This is a genomic window from Citrobacter sp. GW821-FHT07H02, from assembly GCF_059418505.1.
In genome coordinates this window covers 55,742-77,506 of record NZ_JBWKPZ010000004.1, presented here as the reverse complement: position 1 = coordinate 77,506, position 21,765 = coordinate 55,742, and the positions used below count along the sequence as shown (strand labels likewise).

The window sequence follows — 21,765 nt, the reverse complement described above, 5'->3', positions numbered from 1 at the left end:
CCTGTTATTTTGCGACACTCTTTTACCACAGAGTGTAGTCAGTTATTCACCAGGCTTATAGTCAATATTCTTGAGCGGTCAGGATGAGAATTCTGAACGAGTGGTTCCGGCCGCTTATGGCTTACCGCGAATTTTCATATTCCCTGTCTGCAACAGCGTCAGGCCACGCGTTTCCGGGGCAAACATGACGGAGACAACCAGACCTATCAGCGAAATCAGTGCCCCAATCAGCATCACGTTATTAATTCCGTAGCGGGTGATGAAAATCGGTAACGCCCAGGTGGAGACCACCGTCCCGATACGGCTGAGCGACATGATCACACCGACCGCAGAAGCGCGAATGTCAGTGGGAAACAGCTCGTTGGGGTAAAGCCATTGCAAAATACCCGGCCCACCGGAGAAAAACGCATAGACCGCAAACGCCACCACCACCAGACCGATCCCTAAATTGGGGATAAACCCAAGCAGCGCCAGGGCGAACGTCATCATCGCAAAGCTGCCGATAAGCAACGGGCGGCGACCGATGCTGTTCAGCCAGAACATGGCCGGAACACAGCCCAGCATAAAGAAGAGGCTGATCACCACGTTTCCTAATGCCGCACTCCGCCCCTGCTCCCAGCCGAGCAACCCGACTATCTGCGGACCAAAGGTGTAGATGGCAAACATCGGGATCACCTGGCAGGTCCAGATAACCGCCACGAAAAGCACAAACGGAAAATGGCGGCGGTTGAACAACTGCAGGAAGCGGGTTTCCTTAGGCGGTTCATCATCAAAAACGACGGGTTCGCCAAACAGTTTGATCATCATCTTCTGGCACTCTTCCACCCGCCCTTTGCGTAGCAGCCATCGCGGGGACTCCGGGAGGTCAAAACGGCCAATCAGGATGATAAGGCACGGAATCGCAGCGCTGCCAAGCATCCAGCGCCAGCCGCCTTCAACGTCATATAAGCAGTAACCGACCAGATTGGCGCAGGTCGCGCCCACATACCACATGGCGGCAATAAAACCGATGGAAAACGCCCGCTGGCGAGTGTTGGAAAACTCGGTGATCATCGAGGTGGCGATGGGATAATCTGCGCCTATCACAATCCCAATCAGCACGCGCATGATGAGCAGTTCAAACGGTGTAGAGACAAACATGGTCGCCACCGATATCACCCCAATGGCGACGATATCGATAAGGAACATTTTGCGACGTCCGACCTTGTCGCAAATATAGCCAAACAGCGAAGTACCGACAAACAGCCCAGCCAGCGTCGCGGCGCCGAGCATACCGATCCACTCGGCATCCAGGCCCAATGTCGGGGTCAATTGCTCCAGGGCAACGCCGATGATGACGAGTACATATCCATCCAGAAAAGGCCCACCGCTTCCCCACAGCATGATACGGCGGTGAATAGATGAGAATTTGAGGTCATCAAAATTCCTGGGCTGCTGCATGGCTATTTCCTGTTTCATCGGCAATATTGCCGGATGGCGACGAGAAACGTCTTATCCGGCCAAAAAACTGCATATTTTAGTTGGCCGGATGCGCGTAAGCGCTACCCGGCATCGGGCTCAGCCGTAACGAAACTCCACGCCAAAGGTGCCACGCGGGTATTCCCACTTTTCCAGCGCCGTCCCCAAACCGAGGATCCGGCAGGTGCCGCATTCAAGACACCCTGCATAATCAAAACGTACGCTACCGTCATCCTGTTTTTTATACAATCCCGCAGGGCAGGCCTTGATCAGAACTTCCAGCGCCTGTTTATCGGGGTCAGTTTTCAGAATGATGTGTGGGTTCTCTTCATCCACATTGAATTTATTAACGCCCAGTTTGACGTCTACATTGACGGAAGAAGTCATAATGCGGTTACTCCTTTAATGCCGTCCTTCATCAGATTGATAAAGCCGACTTTCTTGGCATGGCGCAGGATTTTTTTACGCATCGGCACTGGCGCGCTGCCATCAATGGTGAAGAGATCGCGCGCAATGCCGACCACCATTTCAGGGTATTGCGTAAACATGCGCGGGTTGTCGAGGAATGCAGGTAAACGCTGGTACATGCGCATATCACGCATCGGGCCGTTGTCCAGATGCTGATGATATTCCGCCAGTCCTTGCTTGCTGAAATCGTTGCTACGCATGGCAGAGAGCACTGTTTTCGCGGCGGCTTCACCGGCTGATACCGCCAGATCCATACCGCGAATAGTAAAGCCCAGGTTCATACACATTCCGGCGGCATCACCGGCAATCAACACGCCGTCACCTACCAGCTCAGGCTGCATGTTCATTCCGGCCTCAGGAACGACGTGCGCAGCGTATTCGACCATCTTGCCGCCTGCAATGAGCGGCGCGACTGCCGGGTGTTGTTTAAAGTCTTCCAGCATTTGTGGAACCGATTTTTTGGCGTCTTTCAGATGATGAAGGCCACACACCAGTCCCAGAGAAATGGTTGTTTCATTGGTATAGAGGAAACCGCCGCCCATCAGGCCGTCGGTTGGCGATCCCGCAAACAGACAGGCAGCCCCTTCGTTGCCCTGCAGCTGGAAGCGATCTTCAATCACCGATTTAGGTAATTCGATAAGCTCTTTTACCCCGACCGCAACGTGTTCTGCTTCAACGCGTTTTGCCATGCCCAGCTGTTCCGCCAACAGAGAATTCACCCCGTCGGCAAGGATAACGACCTTCGCTTCGAGAATATCGCCATCGGCTTCTACACCCACCACTTTCCCGTCGCGCTTAACGACGTTATCGACGCGGATGCCGGTGATCAGCTGCGCACCCGCTTCTTCCGCCTGTTCCATGAGCCAGGCATCAAATTTACTGCGCAGTACGGAATAAGAGACTTGTGAAGGTGCGGCGTCTTCACCGTTGAAATAATCCACCGTCATCGCCCCTTTATCCGTCATAAAGGCGAGTTTTTCGTGGGTAATCACACGTTCGACGGGGGCCTGTTCAGCAAACCCAGGGAGAATGCGTTCAAGACTATGGGCATAAATACGCCCACCGGTGACATTCTTCGCACCTGCGGAATTGCCGCGCTCGATAACTAACACCTGTGCCCCTTCACGGGCGAGCACCAGCGCCGCAACCGAACCGGCCAGCCCTGCTCCCACGATGATGGCATCAAAGATATCTTCGGACATAAGAACTCCAGATTAACCTGTCGATGGCAGGGCCGGGATCCGGCCCTGCCTGGTGGATCAGCGTGCTAACGCGCTCGTGAGCGCTGGCAGGATCTTCATGACATCGCCGACAATGCCGTAATCAGCGTATTGGAATATCGGGGCATTTTTATCTTTGTTAATGGCGCAAATGGTTTGTGAGCCGTTCGCCCCTACCATGTGCTGAATTTGCCCGGAAATCCCGACCGCCAGATACAGGTCTGGCTTAAGCATCAGGTTGGAGATCCCGACATAACGCTCGTGCTCCATCCATTTTTCGTTTTCCGCCACCGGACGGGAGCAAGCCAGCTCCGCGCCAATGGTTTCGCACAGTGCGACCGCAAGGGAAATATTCTCTTTGCTGCCGATACCTCGTCCAACGCTGACCACCAGGCGCGCTTTGTCGAGATCAACGCTGTTGCTTTGACGCGCCAGTGTTGCCGTGCGGGTCACCGCAATCTCAGGTGACTGCCACTGTACAACCTGCGCAGTCCCACTCAGAGAGGCATCCTGAGCCGCGGCCTCAAACGTGCCGCTGCTGAGCGTGATAACAGCAAATGGCGACGCGATCGTCTCTTCACCAATGGCCAGACCGCCATAGACCATATGTTTAACGGCCGCACGCCCCTCTTTTTGCTCTACCGCGCTCGCGTCGTTGGAGACGGCGGCTGACAAACGAAACGCCAGCTTTGCCGCCAGCAGTTTGCCGCGACGGGTATTAGGCAGCAGCACCACTCCCGCCTCGCTTTGCTGACGAATGGTTTGCACCATCACGTCGGCATAATCTTCCATCATGCGGTCATCGGGCTTACCGCTCAGTTGCCAGACATGATGTGCGCCGGACTGAAACGCCGTTACGCCATCAGTATCGTTAAGCACAAACGCATTAATCTGTTCACCTAAAGCCTGTGCGCCACCCATCAGTTCCGGCAGGCGAGAAGGGGTATCGCTGAATACCCAGACACTGGAAAACTTGCTCATAACATCCCCTTTTAACGAATAATTTTGCGCAGATGATCGGCAAACGCGGCGATCTGTTCTTCACCATCGCCTTCAATGACGATGCGCTGACGTTCGCGCTGTTTCGGCGCAGCAACCTGTTGAGCGGAATAAGCGTCAACCGCATTGAATCCGATATCCGCAGATGACCAAACCTGAACCGGTTTTTTGGCCGCGCCAAGAATGGCTTTCATGGACGGAATCTGCGGAGTGTTAATGTCGGTAGAAACGGCCACCACCGCAGGAAGGGGAATGCTCAGGGTTTCGATTTCATCTTCCAACTCACGTTCCACCATGAGGGTGTTATCCGCCAGCGAGAGGATCTTGCTGACGCCATTAATGGCGGGGATCTGCAGCGTTTCGCCTACCAGCAGGCTCACCTGCTGTGCATAAAGGTCAGAAGAACCATCGCCACAGACAATCAGATCAAAGCCGGATTTTTTCGCGGCGGCAGCCAGCGCGGCAGCCGTATGCTGCGGTAACGCCTGTTCAAACTGGTCGTCAATCACCACGATCAGTTCATCAGGACCACGGGAAAGCACATCTTTACGCCCTTTGGCGTTAGTCAGCGCTTTGCCGCCCACGCTGAGCGCAATAACCTGAGCCTCACCAACCTGCTGTTTTAACTGACAAGCAGCTTCGATCGCATTCAGATCATATTGGCTGATTTTGCCATCCGCTTTGCTGAGATCTAATGATCCATCAGCATTATTAATTACAATATCCTGTTCATCAGGTACGCACTTGTAGCAAGTAATTATCTTCATTGCATCTCCAGAAATCATGAAGGAAACGTCGTTCATATCGGCAGTGTTAAATATACAGATACCACGCTCTTTAATTCGGAAATAAAACATTAATCACCAATATTGAAAATGTCACACACTGATATTTTCAACTTTCAATAATGTTAAGTCCCTCACCAATATTGAAAGCAGACATCAAAGCCCAAAACTTTCAATATTGTTTTGTTGATCACCAATATTGAATGCCAGAGAGTTAAAAAAGTAAAAAAATCACACATAAGCATTTGATTTTAAATCAAAAACAAACAAATAATCGCCAAAAATCACCCGGTATAAAAGTGTGACGCAGGTAACAGTACACAGAGGGCTGAATACCCATTATGAAGTACTTTCCAACGCGTCCCCGAGGTTAATAAATCATTAAATTATTATTACAAAAAACAAACAATAAATAACATCCGGGAACACAAAATAAATTTTGTTTTGACACTGGAATTAACTCATGAAAAATGAAAAGAAAAAGTCTGGAATTGAACCAAAGGTTTTTTTTCCGCCCTTAATAATTGTTGGAATACTATGTTGGTTAACCGTTCGCGATCTTGATGCGGCAAATGTCGTTATTAACGCCGTATTTAGTTACGTCACGAATGTCTGGGGTTGGGCATTCGAATGGTACATGATCGTTATGCTTTTTGGTTGGTTCTGGCTGGTTTTTGGCCCCTATGCCAAAAAGAAATTAGGCGATGAAGCACCGGAATTCAGCACCACCAGCTGGATTTTTATGATGTTTGCCTCCTGTACCTCAGCCGCCGTCTTATTCTGGGGTTCGATTGAGATTTACTACTACATCTCGACACCGCCGTTTGCCCTTGCGGCGAATTCCACGGGCGCGAAAGAGCTCGGCCTTGCCTACAGCTTGTTCCACTGGGGACCGTTACCGTGGGCAACCTATAGCTTCCTCTCCGTCGCGTTCGCTTACTTTTTCTTTGTTCGCAAAATGGACGTTATTCGCCCCAGCTCAACGCTGGTGCCGCTGGTCGGAGAGAAACACGCAAAAGGCTTATTCGGGACCATCGTTGATAACTTCTATCTGGTGGCACTGATCTTCGCGATGGGTACCAGTCTGGGTCTGGCGACACCGCTGGTCACAGAGTGTATGCAGTGGTTGTTTGGCATTCCGCACACCCTGCAACTGGACGCCATCATCATCACCTGTTGGATCATCCTGAACGCGATTTGCGTCGCCTGTGGTCTGCAAAAAGGGGTGAAAATCGCCAGTGACGTACGTAGTTATTTGAGTTTCCTGATGTTGGGCTGGGTGTTTATTGTCAGCGGCGCCAGCTTCATCATGAACTACTTCACTGATTCCGTCGGCATGCTGCTGATGTATCTCCCACGCATGCTGTTTTATACCGATGCCATCGGCAAAGGCGGCTTCCCGCAAGGCTGGACGGTCTTCTACTGGGCCTGGTGGGTTATCTACGCCATCCAGATGAGTATCTTCCTCGCCCGTATTTCCCGTGGACGTACCGTTCGTGAATTGTGCTTCGGGATGGTGCTGGGTCTGACCGCATCTACCTGGATCCTGTGGACCGTTCTCGGCAGTAACACCCTGCTGCTGATGGACAAAAACATTCTCAATATTCCGCAGTTGATCGAACAGCACGGTGTGGCGCGCGCCATCATCGAAACCTGGGCCGCACTGCCGTTCAGTACCGCCACGATGTGGGGATTCTTTATCCTCTGCTTTATCGCCACGGTAACACTGATTAACGCCTGTTCTTACACCCTGGCAATGTCGACCTGCCGCGAAGTACGCGACGGCGAAGAACCGCCTCTGCTGATTCGCATCGGTTGGTCAGTGCTGGTTGGCATCATCGGTATCGTACTGCTGGCGCTTGGTGGGCTGAAACCGATTCAAACCGCCATTATCGCCGGCGGCTGTCCGTTGTTCTTCGTCAATATCATGGTGACGCTGTCCTTTATTAAAGACGCCAAAGTGCACTGGAAAGACAAGTAACTTTAACCCCAATATATCAAGAGGTTGGAAGATGGATTTTAATTTAAATGACGAGCAGGAACTGTTTGTCGCCGGTATTCGTGAACTGATGGCCAGTGAAAACTGGGAAGCGTATTTTGCCGAGTGCGATCGCGACAGCGTCTATCCAGAACGTTTTGTAAAAGCACTGGCGGATATGGGCATTGATAGCCTGCTGATCCCGGAAGAACACGGCGGACTGGAAGCCGGTTTTGTCACCGTCGCAGCGGTCTGGATGGAACTGGGACGCCTGGGCGCGCCAACGTATGTTCTGTACCAGCTTCCAGGCGGGTTTAACACCTTCCTGCGCGAAGGAACCCAGGAGCAGATCGATAAGATCATGGCTTTCCAGGGGACCGGGAAGCAAATGTGGAACTCCGCCATCACAGAACCGGGAGCGGGATCAGATGTTGGCAGTTTAAAAACTACTTATACACGCAAAAATGGTAAGGTTTATCTTAACGGCAGTAAGTGCTTTATCACCAGTAGCGCCTATACCCCTTACGTTGTGGTAATGGCACGAGACGCCGCCTCTCCGGACAAACCAGTTTATACCGAATGGTGTGTCGATATGAGCAAAGCGGGCATCAAAGTTAACAAACTTGAGAAGCTCGGTCTGCGCATGGACAGCTGCTGTGAAATCAACTTTGACGACGTCGAACTGGAAGAGAAAGACATGTTCGGTCGTGAAGGTAATGGCTTTAACCGCGTAAAAGAAGAGTTCGATCACGAACGTTTCCTGGTGGCCTTAACCAACTACGGTACCGCGATGTGCGCCTTTGAAGATGCCGCGCGCTATGCGAATCAGCGTGTGCAGTTTGGCGAAACTATCGGCCGCTTCCAGCTGATTCAGGAAAAATTCGCTCACATGGCGATTAAATTAAACTCCATGAAAAACATGCTGTTTGAAGCAGCATGGAAGAGCGATAACGGCACCATCACCTCCGGTGATGCCGCGATGTGTAAGTACTTCTGCGCCAATGCTGCGTTTGAAGTTGTGGACAGTGCTATGCAGGTGTTGGGCGGCGTGGGGATTGCGGGCAACCACCGTATCACGCGTTTCTGGCGTGACCTGCGCGTTGACCGTGTATCCGGCGGTTCTGACGAAATGCAGATCCTGACGCTGGGTCGTGCAGTACTGAAACAATATCGCTAAATGGAATGCCCGGTAGCGCTTCGCTTACCGGGCCTACGTTTTTGTTGCCCGGATAAGGCGTTTACGTCGCTGTCCGGCAACATGCAGCAGGAGCCATATCATGACCGAGCATTTACCGATGCCCACCTTTGGGCCACTTACCGGGTTGAGGGTTGTCTTCTCCGGGATTGAAATCGCTGGACCGTTCGCCGGGCAAATGTTTGCCGAGTGGGGCGCGGAAGTCATCTGGATTGAAAACGTTGCCTGGGCCGATACGATCCGCGTCCAGCCCAACTATCCACAACTTTCACGTCGTAATCTGCACGCTCTTTCCCTGAACATTTTCAAAGATGAAGGCCGGGAAGCGTTTCTTAAACTCATGGAAACCACCGATATCTTCATTGAAGCCAGTAAAGGTCCGGCATTTGCCCGTCGGGGGATCACCGATGAAGTGCTCTGGGAGCATAACCCGAAGCTGGTTATCGCCCATCTTTCCGGTTTTGGCCAGTACGGTACCGAGGAGTACACCAACCTTCCGGCGTACAACACCATCGCCCAGGCCTTCAGCGGCTACCTGATTCAAAACGGCGACGTCGATCAGCCGATGCCTGCCTTCCCTTACACGGCGGACTATTTTTCCGGCATGACCGCGACCACCGCAGCGCTGGCGGCACTGCACAAAGTGCGTGAAACCGGTAAAGGCGAAAGTATTGATATCGCCATGTACGAAGTCATGTTGCGCATGGGGCAGTACTTCATGATGGATCACTTCAACGGCGGTGAAGTTTGCCCGCGAATGACCAAAGGCAAAGACCCCTATTACGCCGGGTGCGGACTCTATAAATGCGCGGACGGCTATATCGTCATGGAGCTGGTCGGCATTACCCAAATTAACGAATGCTTTAAAGATATTGGCCTCGCGCACATCCTGGGGACGCCAGAAGTCCCGGAAGGCACGCAGCTGATTCACCGCGTCGAATGTCCGTATGGACCCTTAGTGGAAGAAAAACTGGATGCCTGGCTGGCAACGCACACCATCGCCGAGGTGCAGGAACGTTTTGCCGAGTTGAATATCGCTTGTGCAAAAGTACTGACTATCCCGGAACTGGAAGACAACCCGCAATACGTTGCCCGTGAATCCATCACCCAGTGGCAAACGATAGACGGTCGCACCTGTAAAGGGCCGAACGTGATGCCGAAATTCAAAAACAACCCTGGGAAAATCTGGCGAGGCATGCCTTCACACGGCATGGATACCGCCGCCATTCTTAAAAATATCGGTTATAGCGAAGCAGACATTAAAGAGCTGGTCGGCAAAGGTCTGGCCAAAGTTGAGAACTAAACGCGGTCGCGCTGGCTGGCTTTGCCAGTTAGCGCCATCACGGTGAAAAATGGATAGAGGTGCAATGGATATCGTTGGCGGACAAAACTTACGTCAGATGTGGGACGACCTTGCGGACGTCTATGATGATAAAATGGCGCTCATTTTCGAGTCCAGCGAGGGCATCGTACAGCAATTCAGTTATGCCTCGCTGAATGAGGAAATCAACCGTACAGCAAACCTGTTCCATTCGTTAGGTATTCGAAAGGGCGATAAGGTTGCACTGCATCTGGATAACTGTCCGGAATTTATCTTCTGCTGGTTCGGACTGGCAAAAATTGGGGCTGTCATGGTGCCAATTAATGCCCGACTACTGCGGGAAGAAAGCACCTGGATTTTGCAAAGTAGCCAGGCCCAGCTGTTAGTCACCAGCAGCCAGTTCTATCCGATGTACCAACAAATTCAGCAGGATGACGACAATCCGCTTACGCACATTTGTCTTATCGGGCAGGACATTCCAAAGGTCGATGGCGTTATCAACTTTACGCAGTTGAGAGAGCAGCAATCCACCACGCTTCGTTATGCCCCGCCGCTCAGTACAGACGATACCGCCGAAATCCTGTTCACCTCTGGCACCACGTCACGCCCTAAAGGGGTGGTCATCACCCACTATAATTTACGTTTCGCAGGCTACTACTCCTCCTGGCAGTGCGCCTTGCGCGAGGATGATATCTACCTGACGGTGATGCCTGCTTTTCATATCGACTGTCAGTGCACGGCGGCAATGGCCGCGTTCTCGGTAGGCAGTACCTTTGTATTGCTCGAGAAATACAGCGCCCGCGCGTTTTGGGAACAGGTACGAAAATACCGCGCCACCGTCACCGAATGCATCCCGATGATGATCCGAACGCTGATGGTGCAACCCGAATCGCCACAAGACCGGCAGCATCACCTGCGCGAAGTGATGTTCTACCTCAACCTGTCGGTACAGGAAAAAGATGACTTCATTGCGCGCTTTGGCGTCAGACTGCTGACCTCCTACGGAATGACGGAGACCATTGTTGGGATCATTGGCGACAGACCGGGAGACAAGCGACGCTGGCCCTCTATCGGGCGCGTCGGTTTTTGCTATGAAGCCGAAATTCGTGATGAGAACAACCGCCCTCTTCCCCCGGGGGAGACCGGTGAAATCTGTATCAAAGGCATCCCAGGGAAAACCATTTTCAAAGAATATTACGACCGCCCGGATGCGACCGCAAAAGCGCTGGAGCCAGAGGGCTGGTTACATACCGGTGACTCCGGCTACAGAGACGAAGAAGGCTTTTTCTACTTTGTCGACCGGCGCTGCAACATGATCAAGCGCGGAGGGGAAAACGTCTCCTGCGTTGAACTGGAAAATATTATTTCCGCACACCCGAAGATTCAGGACATCGTTGTCGTCGGGATTAAAGATTCTATTCGCGATGAAGCGATTAAAGCCTTTGTGGTCCTTAATGAAGGGGAAACGTTAAGCGAAGATGAATTTTTCGGTTTTTGTGAAATGAATATGGCGAAATTTAAAGTTCCCTCTTTTATGGAGATACGAACCGATTTGCCACGCAATTGTTCAGGAAAAATAATCAAAAAAAATCTGAAATAACGCACACGGTGGGGAAATAGCCCACGCAGAAAAATATCACGACGAAATGGATGCAGCGCTTTGCAGGATCCGTGCTGCCTCTGTAACGGAATAAAAATAATTAAGGAGTGAAAAAATGAGTGAATCATTACATCTGACCCGCAACGGCCACATTCTGGAAATTACCCTGGACAGGCCAAAAGCGAATGCCATCGACGCCAAAACCAGTTTCGAAATGGGCGAGGTTTTTCTCCAGTTCCGTGACGATCCAGAGCTGCGCGTGGCCATTATTACTGGCGGCGGAGAAAAATTCTTTTCTGCCGGCTGGGACCTGAAAGCCGCCGCTGAAGGTGAAGCGCCAGATGCCGATTTTGGTCCTGGCGGATTTGCTGGCTTGACCGAAATCTTTGACCTCGACAAACCGGTCATTGCCGCCGTTAACGGCTATGCGTTTGGCGGTGGTTTTGAGCTGGCACTGGCGGCTGACTTTATTGTCTGCGCAGAAAACGCCAGCTTCGCGTTGCCGGAAGCCAAACTGGGGATCGTGCCAGACAGCGGCGGCGTACTGCGTCTGCCTAAACTGCTACCACCTGCGATCGTCAATGAAATGGTGATGACCGGCAGACGCATGGATGCTGAAGAAGCACTGCGCTGGGGGATCGTGAACCGCGTCGTGAGCCAGTCTGAACTCATGGAGAGCGCCCGCGAACTGGCGCAACAACTGGTAGACAGCGCACCGCTGGCCATCGCCGCGCTCAAAGAGATTTACCGCGCCACCAGCGAAATGCCGGTTGAAGAAGGCTATCGCCACATCCGCAGCGGCGCGCTAAAACATTACCCTGCCGTACTGCATTCCGAAGATGCCATCGAAGGGCCGCTGGCGTTTGCAGAAAAACGCGACCCGGTCTGGAAAGGGCGTTAATGCCCGATGGCGCTGACGCTTATCCGGCCTACAAAGAGTGCTGTTCGTAGGCCTGATAAGGCATTTATGCCGCCATCCTGCAAAAAACATAAAGGAATATTTATGAGCTATTACGCCTTTGAAGGCCTGATTCCGGTGGTACACCCAGAGGCGTATGTCCATCCCAGCGCCGTGCTTATTGGGGATGTGATTGTTGGGGCCGGGGTGTATATCGGCCCACACGCTTCGCTGCGCGGCGACTATGGCCGCCTGATCCTTGAAGCGGGCGCCAATCTCCAGGATGGCTGCATTATGCATGGCTATTGCGACACCGACACCATAGTGCATGAGAATGGGCACATTGGACACGGCGCGATTCTGCACGGTTGCATTGTAGGGCGGGACGCGCTGGTCGGCATGAACAGCGTCATCATGGACGGCGCAGTGATTGGCGAAGAGAGCATCGTCGCTGCAATGAGTTTTGTGAAAGCAGGATTTGCCGGTGCTCCCCGCCAGCTACTGGTGGGCACACCCGCACGTTTTCTGCGCCCGGTGACGGACGAGGAGTTACGCTGGAAGCGGCTCAATACGAAGGAATATCAGGATCTTGCTGTCCGCTGTCGGACCGCGCTACATGAAACACAACCGTTAACACAGGTAGAAGAAAACCGGCCGCGGCTAAAAGGCACCACGGAAGTAAAACCAAAATCGGAAATGTAAATCATGCCGGATGGTGCCAGCGCCTGTCTGGCTGTTCAGAAAGGTGAAAGTGTTTGCCGGATAAGGCGTTTCACGACGCCCTCCGACAAACAGGCCATTACGATTAACGACGCATGCTTTTAGAGAGCATCATCTGCCATTTTTGTTCGCGATTGAGCTCCCTCGGCGGTACAGACATACAGGTTCGGCTCACCGGACTGACCACTTTTGTCTGCGCACTGATACCCAGGCGGGTATACAGTGAAGCATCAATATTATTGATACGCACCAGTCGCTGACATTGACATCCCCGCCCCTCAAGTTGGTTTGGAATTGTCTTGGTTTCGCAGGCTATTTCCCCAACCTCAGAGAGAATATAAGAAACCGTATTAATCGCTTTGCAATGGTCCATATCAAAATGCTTAGCGATCTCTTTGGCGCTAACCCAACGATTTTGCGCCATCACCCAATCAGCAATTAACAAATAAAGTGGTTTTTCAACATATTCTTCACACATAGGCACACCATTTTCACTAATTAAAATTCTTGCTCAGGCTCTGTCGGCGCAAATTAACGCAATGCCATTAGCCATATTAAAGTCGTGGATATCAGCGATAATATGCAAGTTAAAGATTAATTAGTGTGAGCTAAATCTTGCTTGTCACATTGTAAATATGATTAAAGAAATATAAACGCCCTGGAATTAACTTACCGACCAAAAAAAACGGCTCCTTTTCAGGAACCGTTAAGATTAATGGCAAATATTCCGTTTTGCCGGAAGGCGGGTAAGTCCCCGCCAGCCGAGATTATTTTTTAATCTGCGCGTGCATTTCCTGCACTGATGTCACCTTCTCGGTAGCATCCGCATTTAACGCCATCGCCGTGGCGAAACCGCCGTTCAGCGTGGTGTCATAATGCACTTTATACTGCAGCGCGCTGCGGCGAATCAGTTTGGAGTCTTCAATCGCCTGGCGACCTGCGGTGGTGTTGATGATGTAGGTGTATTCGCCATTCTTGATACGGTCCTGAATGTGCGGACGACCTTCATGCACCTTGTTCACCAGACGCGGGTTAATACCGGCTTCTCCCAGCACAATCGCCGTGCCGTGGGTGGCATCCAGTTCAAAGCCCTGCTTCAGCAGTTTTGCGGCCAGGTCCACTACTCGCTCTTTGTCGCCTTCGCGAACAGAGAGCAATGCACGACCGGATTTCTTCATAGTAGAGCTACTGCCCAACTGTGCTTTCGCGAACGCTTCTGCGAAGGTGCGACCGACGCCCATCACTTCCCCGGTAGAGCGCATTTCTGGCCCTAACAGCGGGTCAACGCCCGGGAATTTATTGAACGGCAGCACCACTTCTTTCACCGAGTAGTACGGTGGGATGATTTCTTTGGTGACGCCCTGCTGTGCCAGAGTCTGGCCTGCCATCACGCGCGCCGCCACCTTCGCCAGCGGTACACCGGTCGCTTTAGAGACGAACGGTACGGTACGTGCCGCACGTGGGTTGACTTCAATCAGGTAGACTTCGTTGTCTTTCACCGCAAACTGCACGTTCATCAGACCACGTACCTGCAGTTCAAAGGCCAGTTTCTGCACCTGCTGGCGCATTACGTCCTGGATTTCCTGGCTCAGCGTGTAGGCTGGCAGAGAACACGCGGAGTCACCGGAGTGAACGCCTGCCTGCTCGATGTGCTCCATGATGCCGCCAATCAGCACCATTTCGCCGTCGCAGATAGCGTCGACATCGACTTCAATGGCGTCGTCAAGGAAGCGGTCCAGCAGTACCGGTGCATCGTTGGAGACGCTGACGGCGGTCTGGAAGTAGCGACGCAGGTCGATTTCGTCGTAGACGATTTCCATCGCGCGGCCGCCGAGTACGTAGGACGGGCGAACCACCAGCGGGTAGCCAATCTCTTTCGCCTTCTCAACCGCCATCTCAATCGCGGTGACGGTGGCGTTGGCCGGCTGTTTCAGCTTCAGACGGTCAACCGCATGCTGGAAGCGCTCGCGGTCTTCTGCACGGTCGATAGCATCCGGGCTGGTACCGATAACCGGTACACCAGCGGCTTCCAGCGCACGCGCCAGCTTCAGCGGGGTCTGGCCGCCGTACTGCACGATAACGCCCTTCGGCTTCTCGATGCGCACGATTTCCAGCACGTCTTCCAGCGTCACCGGCTCAAAGTACAGACGGTCAGAAGTGTCGTAGTCGGTAGAAACTGTTTCTGGGTTACAGTTGACCATGATGGTCTCGTAACCGTCTTCGCGCAGCGCCAGTGAGGCGTGTACGCAGCAATAGTCGAACTCGATGCCCTGACCGATACGGTTCGGGCCGCCGCCGAGGACCATGATTTTTTCGCGGTCGGTGGACGGGTTGGCTTCGCACTCGTCTTCGTACGTGGAGTACATGTAGGCGGTGTCGGTGGCGAACTCTGCGGCGCAGGTGTCCACACGTTTGTAGACCGGGTGCAGGTTGTACTGGTCACGCAGTTTGCGAACTTCCGCTTCGCGTACGCCGGCCAGTTTAGCCAGACGCGCATCGGCAAAGCCTTTGCGCTTCAACTGGCGCAGGAAGTCAGCGTTGAGGCCGGTGATACCGACTTCAGCCACTTTCTCTTCCAGACGTACCAGCTCTTCAATCTGCACCAGGAACCAGCGGTCGATGTTGGTCAGGTTAAACACGCCGTCGACAGACAGGCCGGCACGGAAGGCATCGGCGATGTACCAGATACGCTCGGCACCCGCGTCTTTCAGTTCGCGGCGAATTTTGGTCAGGGCTTCCGGGTCGTCGAGGCTGACTTTCGGGTCAAAGCCGGTTGCACCGACTTCCAGACCGCGCAGCGCTTTCTGCAGGGATTCCTGCTGAGTGCGGCCAATCGCCATCACTTCACCGACAGATTTCATCTGGGTGGTCAGACGGTCGTTCGCACCGGCGAATTTTTCGAAGTTAAAGCGTGGAATCTTGGTAACGACGTAGTCGATGGACGGTTCGAAGGAAGCCGGAGTACGGCCGCCGGTGATGTCGTTCATCAGCTCATCGAGGGTGTAGCCCACCGCCAGTTTCGCTGCCACTTTGGCAATTGGGAAGCCGGTTGCTTTAGATGCCAGCGCCGAGGAGCGGGAGACACGTGGGTTCATTTCGATAACGATCAGACGACCGTCTTTCGGGTTCACCGAGAACTGGACGTTAGAACCGCCGGTCTCAACACCGATTTCACGCAGTACCGCCATCGAGGCGTTACGCATGATTTGGTATTCTTTGTCGGTCAGCGTCTGGGCAGGCGCTACAGTGATGGAGTCACCGGTATGGATACCCATGGCATCGAAGTTTTCGATAGAGCAGACGATGATGCAGTTGTCGTTTTTATCACGCACCACTTCCATCTCGTACTCTTTCCAGCCAATCAGCGACTCGTCAATCAGCAGCTCTTTGGTTGGGGAAAGATCCAGGCCGCGCTCGCAAATCTCTTCGAACTCTTCGCGGTTGTAAGCGATACCGCCGCCGGTGCCGCCCATGGTGAAGCTTGGACGGATGATGCACGGATAACCAACGTCAGCGGCAACCGCCAGCGCTTCTTCCATGGTGTGTGCAATACCGGAACGTGCGGTGTCGAGGCCGATTTTCTTCATCGCCACGTCGAAACGGCGGCGGTCTTCGGCTTTATCAATTGCATCAGCGGTAGCACCAATCATGGTGACGCCGAACTCTTCCAGCACGCCCTGACGTTCCAGCTCCAGCGCGCAGTTCAGCGCCGTCTGACCGCCCATGGTTGGCAGTACGGCGTCTGGACGTTCTTTCTCAATAATTTTGCGTACGACTTCCCAGTGAATCGGCTCGATGTAGGTGGCATCGGCCATTTCCGGGTCGGTCATGATGGTCGCCGGGTTAGAGTTCACCAGAATAACGCGGTAACCCTCTTCACGCAGGGCTTTACAGGCCTGTGCGCCGGAGTAGTCAAATTCGCAGGCCTGGCCGATTACAATCGGACCAGCGCCAAGGATCAGGATGCTTTTTATATCTGTACGTTTTGGCATTGTCTTCTCGGCTCCTGATTATTTAGCGGTCTTACGGTATTGCTCGATAAGTTCGATAAAGTGATCGAACAGTGGCGCGGCATCGTGCGGGCCTGGGCTGGCTTCCGGGTGTCCCTGGAAGCTAAACGCCGGTTTATCGGTGCGGTGAATTCCCTGCAGAGTGCCATCGAACAGCGATTTGTGGGTCACACGCAGGTTAGCAGGCAGCGTCGCTTCATCTACCGCAAAACCGTGGTTCTGCGCGGTAATCATCACCACGTTGTTATCAATATCTTTCACCGGGTGGTTACCACCGTGGTGACCGAATTTCATCTTGATGGTTTTCGCACCGCTGGCCAGCGCTAACAGCTGATGGCCCAGGCAGATACCGAATACCGGAATCTCGGTCTGGAGGAATTTTTCAATCGCGTCGATAGCGTAATCACACGGAGCCGGGTCGCCAGGGCCGTTTGAGAGGAAAATGCCGTCCGGATTCAGCTTCAGGACGTCTTCGGCAGAGGTTTTCGCCGGGACAACCGTCAGGCGGCAGCCGCGGTCTACCAGCATGCGCAGAATATTGCGTTTGGCGCCAAAATCGTAGGCAACGACGTGGAACGGCAGCTCATCTTCTTTTTTGGCTTCTGGCAGTTCGCCTGCCAGTGTCCAGCTACCCTGAGTCCAGCCGTAGGTTTCAGCCGTGGTCACTTCTTTCGCCAGGTCCATACCATTCAGCCCCGGGAACGCTTTGGCTTTTTCTAACGCCAGCGTCGCATCAAGATTATCACCGGCGATGATGCAGCCGTTCTGAGCGCCTTTCTCACGCAGCAGGCGTGTCAGCTTACGGGTATCGATATCGGCAATCGCCACGATGTTATGGCGTTTCAGGTAAGAAGAGAGGTCTTCAGTATTGCGGTAGTTGCTGGCAATCAGCGGCAGGTCGCGAATGACCAGGCCTTGCGCATGTACCTGAGAGGATTCTGCATCGGCTTCATTGGTGCCGACATTACCGATATGGGGATAAGTAAGAGTGACGATTTGGCGGGAATAGGAAGGATCAGTGAGGATTTCTTGATAACCGGTCATTGAAGTATTGAAAACGACTTCCCCAACCGCCGAACCCGTTGCCCCTATGGCCCGACCGTGAAACTGGGTTCCGTCTTCCAGAACCAATAGCGCTGACTTAATCAAAACACCCTCCAGAGAATATTCACTCACTTTATTTGCATATTAATTCATTTTGATTGCATGAATCAATGCAAATTTGCTTACCCATGTATTTCTGGCAAACGGCGGCATTCTAGAGACAGACCAGACAAAAGTCTACCTGAAAGGGGAATTTTTATTATTATTTTACGTCACTGAGATAAATCGTGCGATTTAACAGGCAAAAAGATCAGCTAAGTCGTATCGGAAAACGCTTGCGCGATGAAAAGAGTATGGAAATACGCGTTCAAGATGAAAAAAGTAGACCATTTGGTCAAAATTTACATAAAACCAACATAAACAAAGACAAAAACACGAAATTTATAGCCACTCATGAAAAACAGATAACCAAACCAATAAAATAAAAGGGCAATAAAATATTGCCCTATGTAATCAATAAATTATGACTACAATGACCACATCACTAAGGGTAACTCATGCTTATAAATCATTTAAATTAAGCACATCTCGCATATCAAAAAGGCCATTTGATTTGCATTTTAACCAAATTGCCGATTTTACGGCTCCGTTAGCAAATGTCATGCGGCTGGATGCCTTATGCGTAATCTCAACGCGCTCGCCAATATCGGCAAACATCGCAGTATGTTCACCCACAATGTCACCCGCACGTACGGTAGCAAAACCAATCGTGCCGGGTACTCGCTCACCGGTATAGCCTTCCCGGCTGTAGACGGCGCAGTCTTTAAGATCTTTGTCCAGCGCATGGGCAATCGCTTCCCCCATCGCCAGTGCCGTACCTGACGGCGCATCCACTTTACGACGATGGTGCGCTTCAATAATTTCAATGTCGGCGTAGTCGCCCATTACTTTTGCCGCTTTTTCGAGAAGCTTCAGCATGACGTTGACGCCCACGCTAAAGTTCGCCGCAAACACAATTCCGATCTCCTGAGCGGCGTCGCGAATAGCCTGCTTACCAGCCTCGTCGAATCCAGTCGTACCTATCACCATGCTTTTGCCGTGCTGGCGGCAAAAGGCCAGATGCGTTAGCGTCCCTTCCGGGCGGGTAAAATCGATGAAGACATCAAAATCGTCTTTGATGGTATCAAGGCTGCTTTGTACGGTAACACCACACTTTCCGGCACCCGCCAGTTCACCAGCATCACTGCCCAGCAATGAGGAACCTTCCCGCTCCAGCGCCGCGCCCAATTGGACGCCTTCCATGCTCAGTGTCGCCTGAATCAACTGGCGTCCCATGCGTCCACCGGCTCCCGCGATGGCAACGCGGATATGTGCATCATGCATAGCTATTCTCTTTTGTTAATTTTACGTAAATCGTTTTCAGATTAACCAGCGCGCTGCCGCACCGCTAGCCAAAAACGTCGATAATTAGAATTTAATGATAAACAGGGTGAGATATCAGTAAAAGGCATGATGCATCGGAATAAGTCGCACCATACCGTTTGATACACCTGAATTTACGGAGCCAATGCCAGCACGTCTGCAACCCATTGCTGAAAACCAGCGACATCGATATCGAGGGCGACCTGTGCGTTTTCCGGTCTGTTCATCCGTCCCTCAATATCCACAACGGTTGTTCCGGCGGTATATTCCCCCTGCGTTTCTACCGCGACGAAGCACGGCTTGACGGTAAACAGATCCGGGCGAACCAGCCAGGCGATGGCGCAGAGGTCGTGCATCCGCACGCCAGTGCTCATTGTTCCGCTGCGATAGTGACTGAACAGGGCATGCAACATCTTTCCGGTACGATTCAGGGTGGGTAATGCGGCCAGATACTCCGGCGTCAGCATGGCCTGATTAGTGACATCCAGCCCGCACATCACAATTTCAATTCCACTCTGGAATACACAGGCGGCAGCTTCCGGATCGACTGCAATATTAAATTCGGCATTAGGGGTGAAGTTCCCCCGCCCGGCAGAACCGCCCATGATCACCAAACGGCGGATATTGAACGTACATTCCGGAGAGTGCATTAGCAGCAGCGCAATGTTTGTTAACGGGCCAATCGCCACCAGAGTGACCGGTTCCGGGGCGCTCATCAGCGCGTCACGAATGGCGATAAAGGCCGGTTTCGCCAGCGGCTGTCGGTCATGGCCGACAAAATCATAGCCTTCCATACCGGATTCGCCATGAACATCAGCGGCGTCGCGTAACGAACGCAGCAGCGGCTTGGCAGCCCCCTGCGCCAGAGGAACATCGGTATTCCAGAAATGCAGCAGTTGCAGGGCGTTACGGGTGGTTTTCTCCACCGAGACGTTACCGGCGACCGTGGTCATCAGCCGCAGATCAAGCTGAGGGGCAAACAGCGCAGCGGCAATCGCCGCGGCATCATCAATGCCGGGATCGGTGTCGAGAATAATGGGTAGGCGCATATTTTCTCCATAAAAAAATGCCAGACATCAAGTCTGGCATCTTCTCATAATCATCACGTGCAAGATTTACTCTACTTCACGAACATCCACTCGTAACTCTTTCGGCACTTCAAAAACGATGTTCTCTTCACGGCCTTCCAGCGGAATCGCTTCGCCGCCGCCAAGCTCTTGCAGACGCGAAATGACATTCTGTACCAGAATATCCGGTGCGGATGCCCCGGCAGTGACGCCAACGCAGGCCGCATTCTTGACCCACGTTTCCTGAATATCGGTCGCATCGTCGATAAGAAATGCCGTTTTCCCCATTCGCTGCGCCAGTTCAGCCAGACGGTTGGAGTTTGAGGAATTCTTTGAGCCGACCACTAACACCACATCGGCCTGTTCAGCCAGCGCCCGCACCGCTTCCTGACGGTTGGTCGTCGCATAACAGATATCGTCTTTACGCGGCCCGACGATTTTCGGGAATCGCTTACGCAGCGCATCAATAACGTCTGAGGTGTCATCCACGGAAAGCGTGGTTTGCGTCATAAAGGAGAGTTTGCCCTCATTTTTGACATTCAGCTTCCAGACATCCTCTGGGGACTCGACCAGGTACATCCCCCCTTCCGGGTTGCTGTACTGACCCATTGTACCTTCGACTTCCGGGTGCCCCGCATGACCAATCAGGATCGACTCTTCGCCGCGACGGCTGGCGCGCGCCACTTCCATATGCACTTTCGTTACCAGCGGACAGGTCGCGTCAAAAACCGTGAGATCGCGGCTTTTCGCTTCGTTGCGTACCGCCTGAGACACGCCATGGGCAGAGAAAATCAGGATCGCGCCGTCCGGTACTTCACTGATTTGCTCAATAAAAATCGCCCCACGCTCGCGCAGGGTGTCCACCACATAACGGTTATGTACCACTTCGTGACGAACATAAATTGGTGCGCCATAAATCGCCAGCGCGTTTTCCACAATGCTGATAGCGCGGTCTACACCTGCGCAAAATCCGCGCGGGTTGGCCAACAGGATCTGCATTTTACGCCTCCAGTGCCGGATCGACTTCCAGCACTTCAATATCAAAATGAACGATACGCCCTGCCAGCGGATGGTTGAAATCAACGGTGATGGAGTCGCCATTAATTTCGCGGATCACGCCAGGCATTTCACTGCCGTCCATTGCGGTAAAGAGCATAATTGCCCCGATTTCGGGTTCGCCTGCGTCCATAAATTCCCGGCGCGAGAAATACTGAATCAAATCCGGGCTCGGTACGCCAAAGGCGGCATCCGGCTCCAGAGAAAACGTGGTCTTTTCGCCATTTTTCAGGCCAAGAAGATGCTGCTCCAGTCCTTCAGACAGAGAACCATCACCCAGGCGGAATAGCGCAGGTTTACCATTATTGCGGGTCGACTCTGCGGTGGAGCCATCGTCTAGCTTTAAGGTGAAGTGCACCAGCACCGCACTGTTACTCTGTACTGATTTAGACATGCAGGTTGCTCTTTAAAATTGCTGCCGCCTGTTTGCCCGGTGGCGCTACGCTTACCGGGCCTACAAGGATTGCGATTATTGTAGGCCGGATAAGGCGTTTACGCCGCCATCCGGCACAGGTTTGCCTGAT

At 52.7% G+C, this 21,765-nt stretch carries 18 protein-coding genes; 6 read left to right on the top strand and 12 right to left on the bottom strand.

Annotation, left to right across the window (positions count from 1 at the left end):
- Nucleotides 1–114 precede the first annotated feature (114 nt).
- From AC07NP_RS07345 to AC07NP_RS07325, 5 genes are all read right to left on the bottom strand, one after another.
- A complete protein-coding gene (locus AC07NP_RS07345; protein ID WP_494660025.1) occupies nt 115–1,440 on the bottom strand; it encodes an MFS transporter in 1,326 nt (441 codons plus the stop codon).
- 117 nt (nt 1,441–1,557) lie between these two features.
- Nucleotides 1,558–1,845 (bottom strand): ferredoxin-like protein FixX, encoded by a 288-nt coding sequence (gene fixX / locus AC07NP_RS07340; RefSeq protein WP_162380925.1) that lies wholly within the window; start codon nt 1,843–1,845, stop codon nt 1,558–1,560.
- The gene (locus AC07NP_RS07335; RefSeq protein WP_203358962.1) at nt 1,842–3,128 is read right to left on the bottom strand and encodes an FAD-dependent oxidoreductase; all 1,287 of its coding nucleotides are present in this window, start codon (nt 3,126–3,128) and stop codon (nt 1,842–1,844) included. Before AC07NP_RS07335 ends, fixX begins: the two co-directional genes overlap by 4 nt.
- A 57-nt stretch (nt 3,129–3,185) precedes the next feature.
- Nucleotides 3,186–4,127 (bottom strand): electron transfer flavoprotein subunit alpha/FixB family protein, encoded by a 942-nt coding sequence (locus AC07NP_RS07330; RefSeq protein ID WP_494660024.1) that lies wholly within the window; start codon nt 4,125–4,127, stop codon nt 3,186–3,188.
- Nucleotides 4,128–4,138: 11 nt separating this feature from the next.
- On the bottom strand, nt 4,139–4,912 hold the full coding sequence (locus AC07NP_RS07325) for an electron transfer flavoprotein FixA (protein ID WP_494660023.1): 774 nt from the start codon (nt 4,910–4,912) through the stop codon (nt 4,139–4,141).
- Nucleotides 4,913–5,393: 481 nt separating this feature from the next.
- Between AC07NP_RS07325 and caiT the strand changes: the two genes are divergently transcribed.
- The 6 genes from caiT to caiE all read left to right on the top strand — a co-directional run bounded on the left by caiT (nt 5,394) and on the right by caiE (nt 12,624).
- On the top strand, nt 5,394–6,911 hold the full coding sequence (gene caiT / locus AC07NP_RS07320) for an L-carnitine/gamma-butyrobetaine antiporter (protein WP_494660022.1): 1,518 nt from the start codon (nt 5,394–5,396) through the stop codon (nt 6,909–6,911).
- A gap of 31 nt (nt 6,912–6,942) precedes the next feature.
- Nucleotides 6,943–8,085, top strand: a complete 1,143-nt coding sequence (caiA, locus tag AC07NP_RS07315) for a crotonobetainyl-CoA dehydrogenase (protein ID WP_192611036.1) — start codon at nt 6,943–6,945, stop codon at nt 8,083–8,085.
- A gap of 100 nt (nt 8,086–8,185) precedes the next feature.
- Nucleotides 8,186–9,406: an L-carnitine CoA-transferase gene (caiB, locus tag AC07NP_RS07310; protein WP_494660021.1), complete on the top strand. Its 1,221-nt coding sequence runs from the start codon at nt 8,186–8,188 to the stop codon at nt 9,404–9,406.
- Nucleotides 9,407–9,470: 64 nt separating this feature from the next.
- Complete coding sequence (caiC, locus tag AC07NP_RS07305) at nt 9,471–11,024, top strand: crotonobetaine/carnitine-CoA ligase (RefSeq protein ID WP_494660093.1); 1,554 nt, start codon at nt 9,471–9,473, stop codon at nt 11,022–11,024.
- A 115-nt stretch (nt 11,025–11,139) separates the two neighbouring features.
- The gene (gene caiD / locus AC07NP_RS07300) at nt 11,140–11,925 is read left to right on the top strand and encodes a crotonobetainyl-CoA hydratase (protein WP_494660020.1); all 786 of its coding nucleotides are present in this window, start codon (nt 11,140–11,142) and stop codon (nt 11,923–11,925) included.
- Nucleotides 11,926–12,027: 102 nt separating this feature from the next.
- Nucleotides 12,028–12,624 (top strand): carnitine operon protein CaiE, encoded by a 597-nt coding sequence (caiE, locus tag AC07NP_RS07295; RefSeq protein WP_494660019.1) that lies wholly within the window; start codon nt 12,028–12,030, stop codon nt 12,622–12,624.
- A gap of 103 nt (nt 12,625–12,727) precedes the next feature.
- Here the strand turns inward: caiE and caiF are convergent, their stop codons facing one another.
- The 7 genes from caiF to fkpB all read right to left on the bottom strand — a co-directional run bounded on the left by caiF (nt 12,728) and on the right by fkpB (nt 21,635).
- On the bottom strand, nt 12,728–13,120 hold the full coding sequence (gene caiF / locus AC07NP_RS07290; RefSeq protein ID WP_494660018.1) for a carnitine metabolism transcriptional regulator CaiF: 393 nt from the start codon (nt 13,118–13,120) through the stop codon (nt 12,728–12,730).
- Between the two features lie 289 nt (nt 13,121–13,409).
- Nucleotides 13,410–16,634, bottom strand: coding sequence for a carbamoyl-phosphate synthase large subunit (gene carB / locus AC07NP_RS07285; RefSeq protein ID WP_494660017.1), 3,225 nt, complete (start codon nt 16,632–16,634; stop codon nt 13,410–13,412).
- Between the two features lie 18 nt (nt 16,635–16,652).
- Nucleotides 16,653–17,801, bottom strand: coding sequence for a glutamine-hydrolyzing carbamoyl-phosphate synthase small subunit (carA, locus tag AC07NP_RS07280; protein ID WP_494660016.1), 1,149 nt, complete (start codon nt 17,799–17,801; stop codon nt 16,653–16,655).
- 456 nt (nt 17,802–18,257) lie between these two features.
- A complete protein-coding gene (gene dapB, locus AC07NP_RS07275) occupies nt 18,258–19,079 on the bottom strand; it encodes a 4-hydroxy-tetrahydrodipicolinate reductase (protein ID WP_494660015.1) in 822 nt (273 codons plus the stop codon).
- 173 nt (nt 19,080–19,252) lie between these two features.
- Nucleotides 19,253–20,167: a ribonucleoside hydrolase RihC gene (gene rihC / locus AC07NP_RS07270; RefSeq protein WP_494660014.1), complete on the bottom strand. Its 915-nt coding sequence runs from the start codon at nt 20,165–20,167 to the stop codon at nt 19,253–19,255.
- Nucleotides 20,168–20,233: 66 nt separating this feature from the next.
- Complete coding sequence (ispH, locus tag AC07NP_RS07265) at nt 20,234–21,184, bottom strand: 4-hydroxy-3-methylbut-2-enyl diphosphate reductase (protein ID WP_494660013.1); 951 nt, start codon at nt 21,182–21,184, stop codon at nt 20,234–20,236.
- A gap of 1 nt (nt 21,185) precedes the next feature.
- Nucleotides 21,186–21,635 (bottom strand): FKBP-type peptidyl-prolyl cis-trans isomerase, encoded by a 450-nt coding sequence (fkpB, locus tag AC07NP_RS07260; RefSeq protein WP_203358975.1) that lies wholly within the window; start codon nt 21,633–21,635, stop codon nt 21,186–21,188.
- Nucleotides 21,636–21,765: the final 130 nt, after the last annotated feature.

Bases quoted from the DNA above. Each gene is read 5' to 3' on its own strand.
- AC07NP_RS07345 (WP_494660025.1), bottom strand. From the start codon at position 1,440: ATGCAGCAGCCCAGGAATTTTGATGACCTCAAATTCTCATCTATTCAC.
- fixX (WP_162380925.1), bottom strand. From the start codon at position 1,845: ATGACTTCTTCCGTCAATGTAGACGTCAAACTGGGCGTTAATAAATTC.
- AC07NP_RS07335 (WP_203358962.1), bottom strand. From the start codon at position 3,128: ATGTCCGAAGATATCTTTGATGCCATCATCGTGGGAGCAGGGCTGGCC.
- AC07NP_RS07330 (WP_494660024.1), bottom strand. From the start codon at position 4,127: ATGAGCAAGTTTTCCAGTGTCTGGGTATTCAGCGATACCCCTTCTCGC.
- AC07NP_RS07325 (WP_494660023.1), bottom strand. From the start codon at position 4,912: ATGAAGATAATTACTTGCTACAAGTGCGTACCTGATGAACAGGATATT.
- caiT (WP_494660022.1), top strand. From the start codon at position 5,394: ATGAAAAATGAAAAGAAAAAGTCTGGAATTGAACCAAAGGTTTTTTTT.
- caiA (WP_192611036.1), top strand. From the start codon at position 6,943: ATGGATTTTAATTTAAATGACGAGCAGGAACTGTTTGTCGCCGGTATT.
- caiB (WP_494660021.1), top strand. From the start codon at position 8,186: ATGACCGAGCATTTACCGATGCCCACCTTTGGGCCACTTACCGGGTTG.
- caiC (WP_494660093.1), top strand. From the start codon at position 9,471: ATGGATATCGTTGGCGGACAAAACTTACGTCAGATGTGGGACGACCTT.
- caiD (WP_494660020.1), top strand. From the start codon at position 11,140: ATGAGTGAATCATTACATCTGACCCGCAACGGCCACATTCTGGAAATT.
- caiE (WP_494660019.1), top strand. From the start codon at position 12,028: ATGAGCTATTACGCCTTTGAAGGCCTGATTCCGGTGGTACACCCAGAG.
- caiF (WP_494660018.1), bottom strand. From the start codon at position 13,120: ATGTGTGAAGAATATGTTGAAAAACCACTTTATTTGTTAATTGCTGAT.
- carB (WP_494660017.1), bottom strand. From the start codon at position 16,634: ATGCCAAAACGTACAGATATAAAAAGCATCCTGATCCTTGGCGCTGGT.
- dapB (WP_494660015.1), bottom strand. From the start codon at position 19,079: ATGCATGATGCACATATCCGCGTTGCCATCGCGGGAGCCGGTGGACGC.
- rihC (WP_494660014.1), bottom strand. From the start codon at position 20,167: ATGCGCCTACCCATTATTCTCGACACCGATCCCGGCATTGATGATGCC.
- ispH (WP_494660013.1), bottom strand. From the start codon at position 21,184: ATGCAGATCCTGTTGGCCAACCCGCGCGGATTTTGCGCAGGTGTAGAC.
- fkpB (WP_203358975.1), bottom strand. From the start codon at position 21,635: ATGTCTAAATCAGTACAGAGTAACAGTGCGGTGCTGGTGCACTTCACC.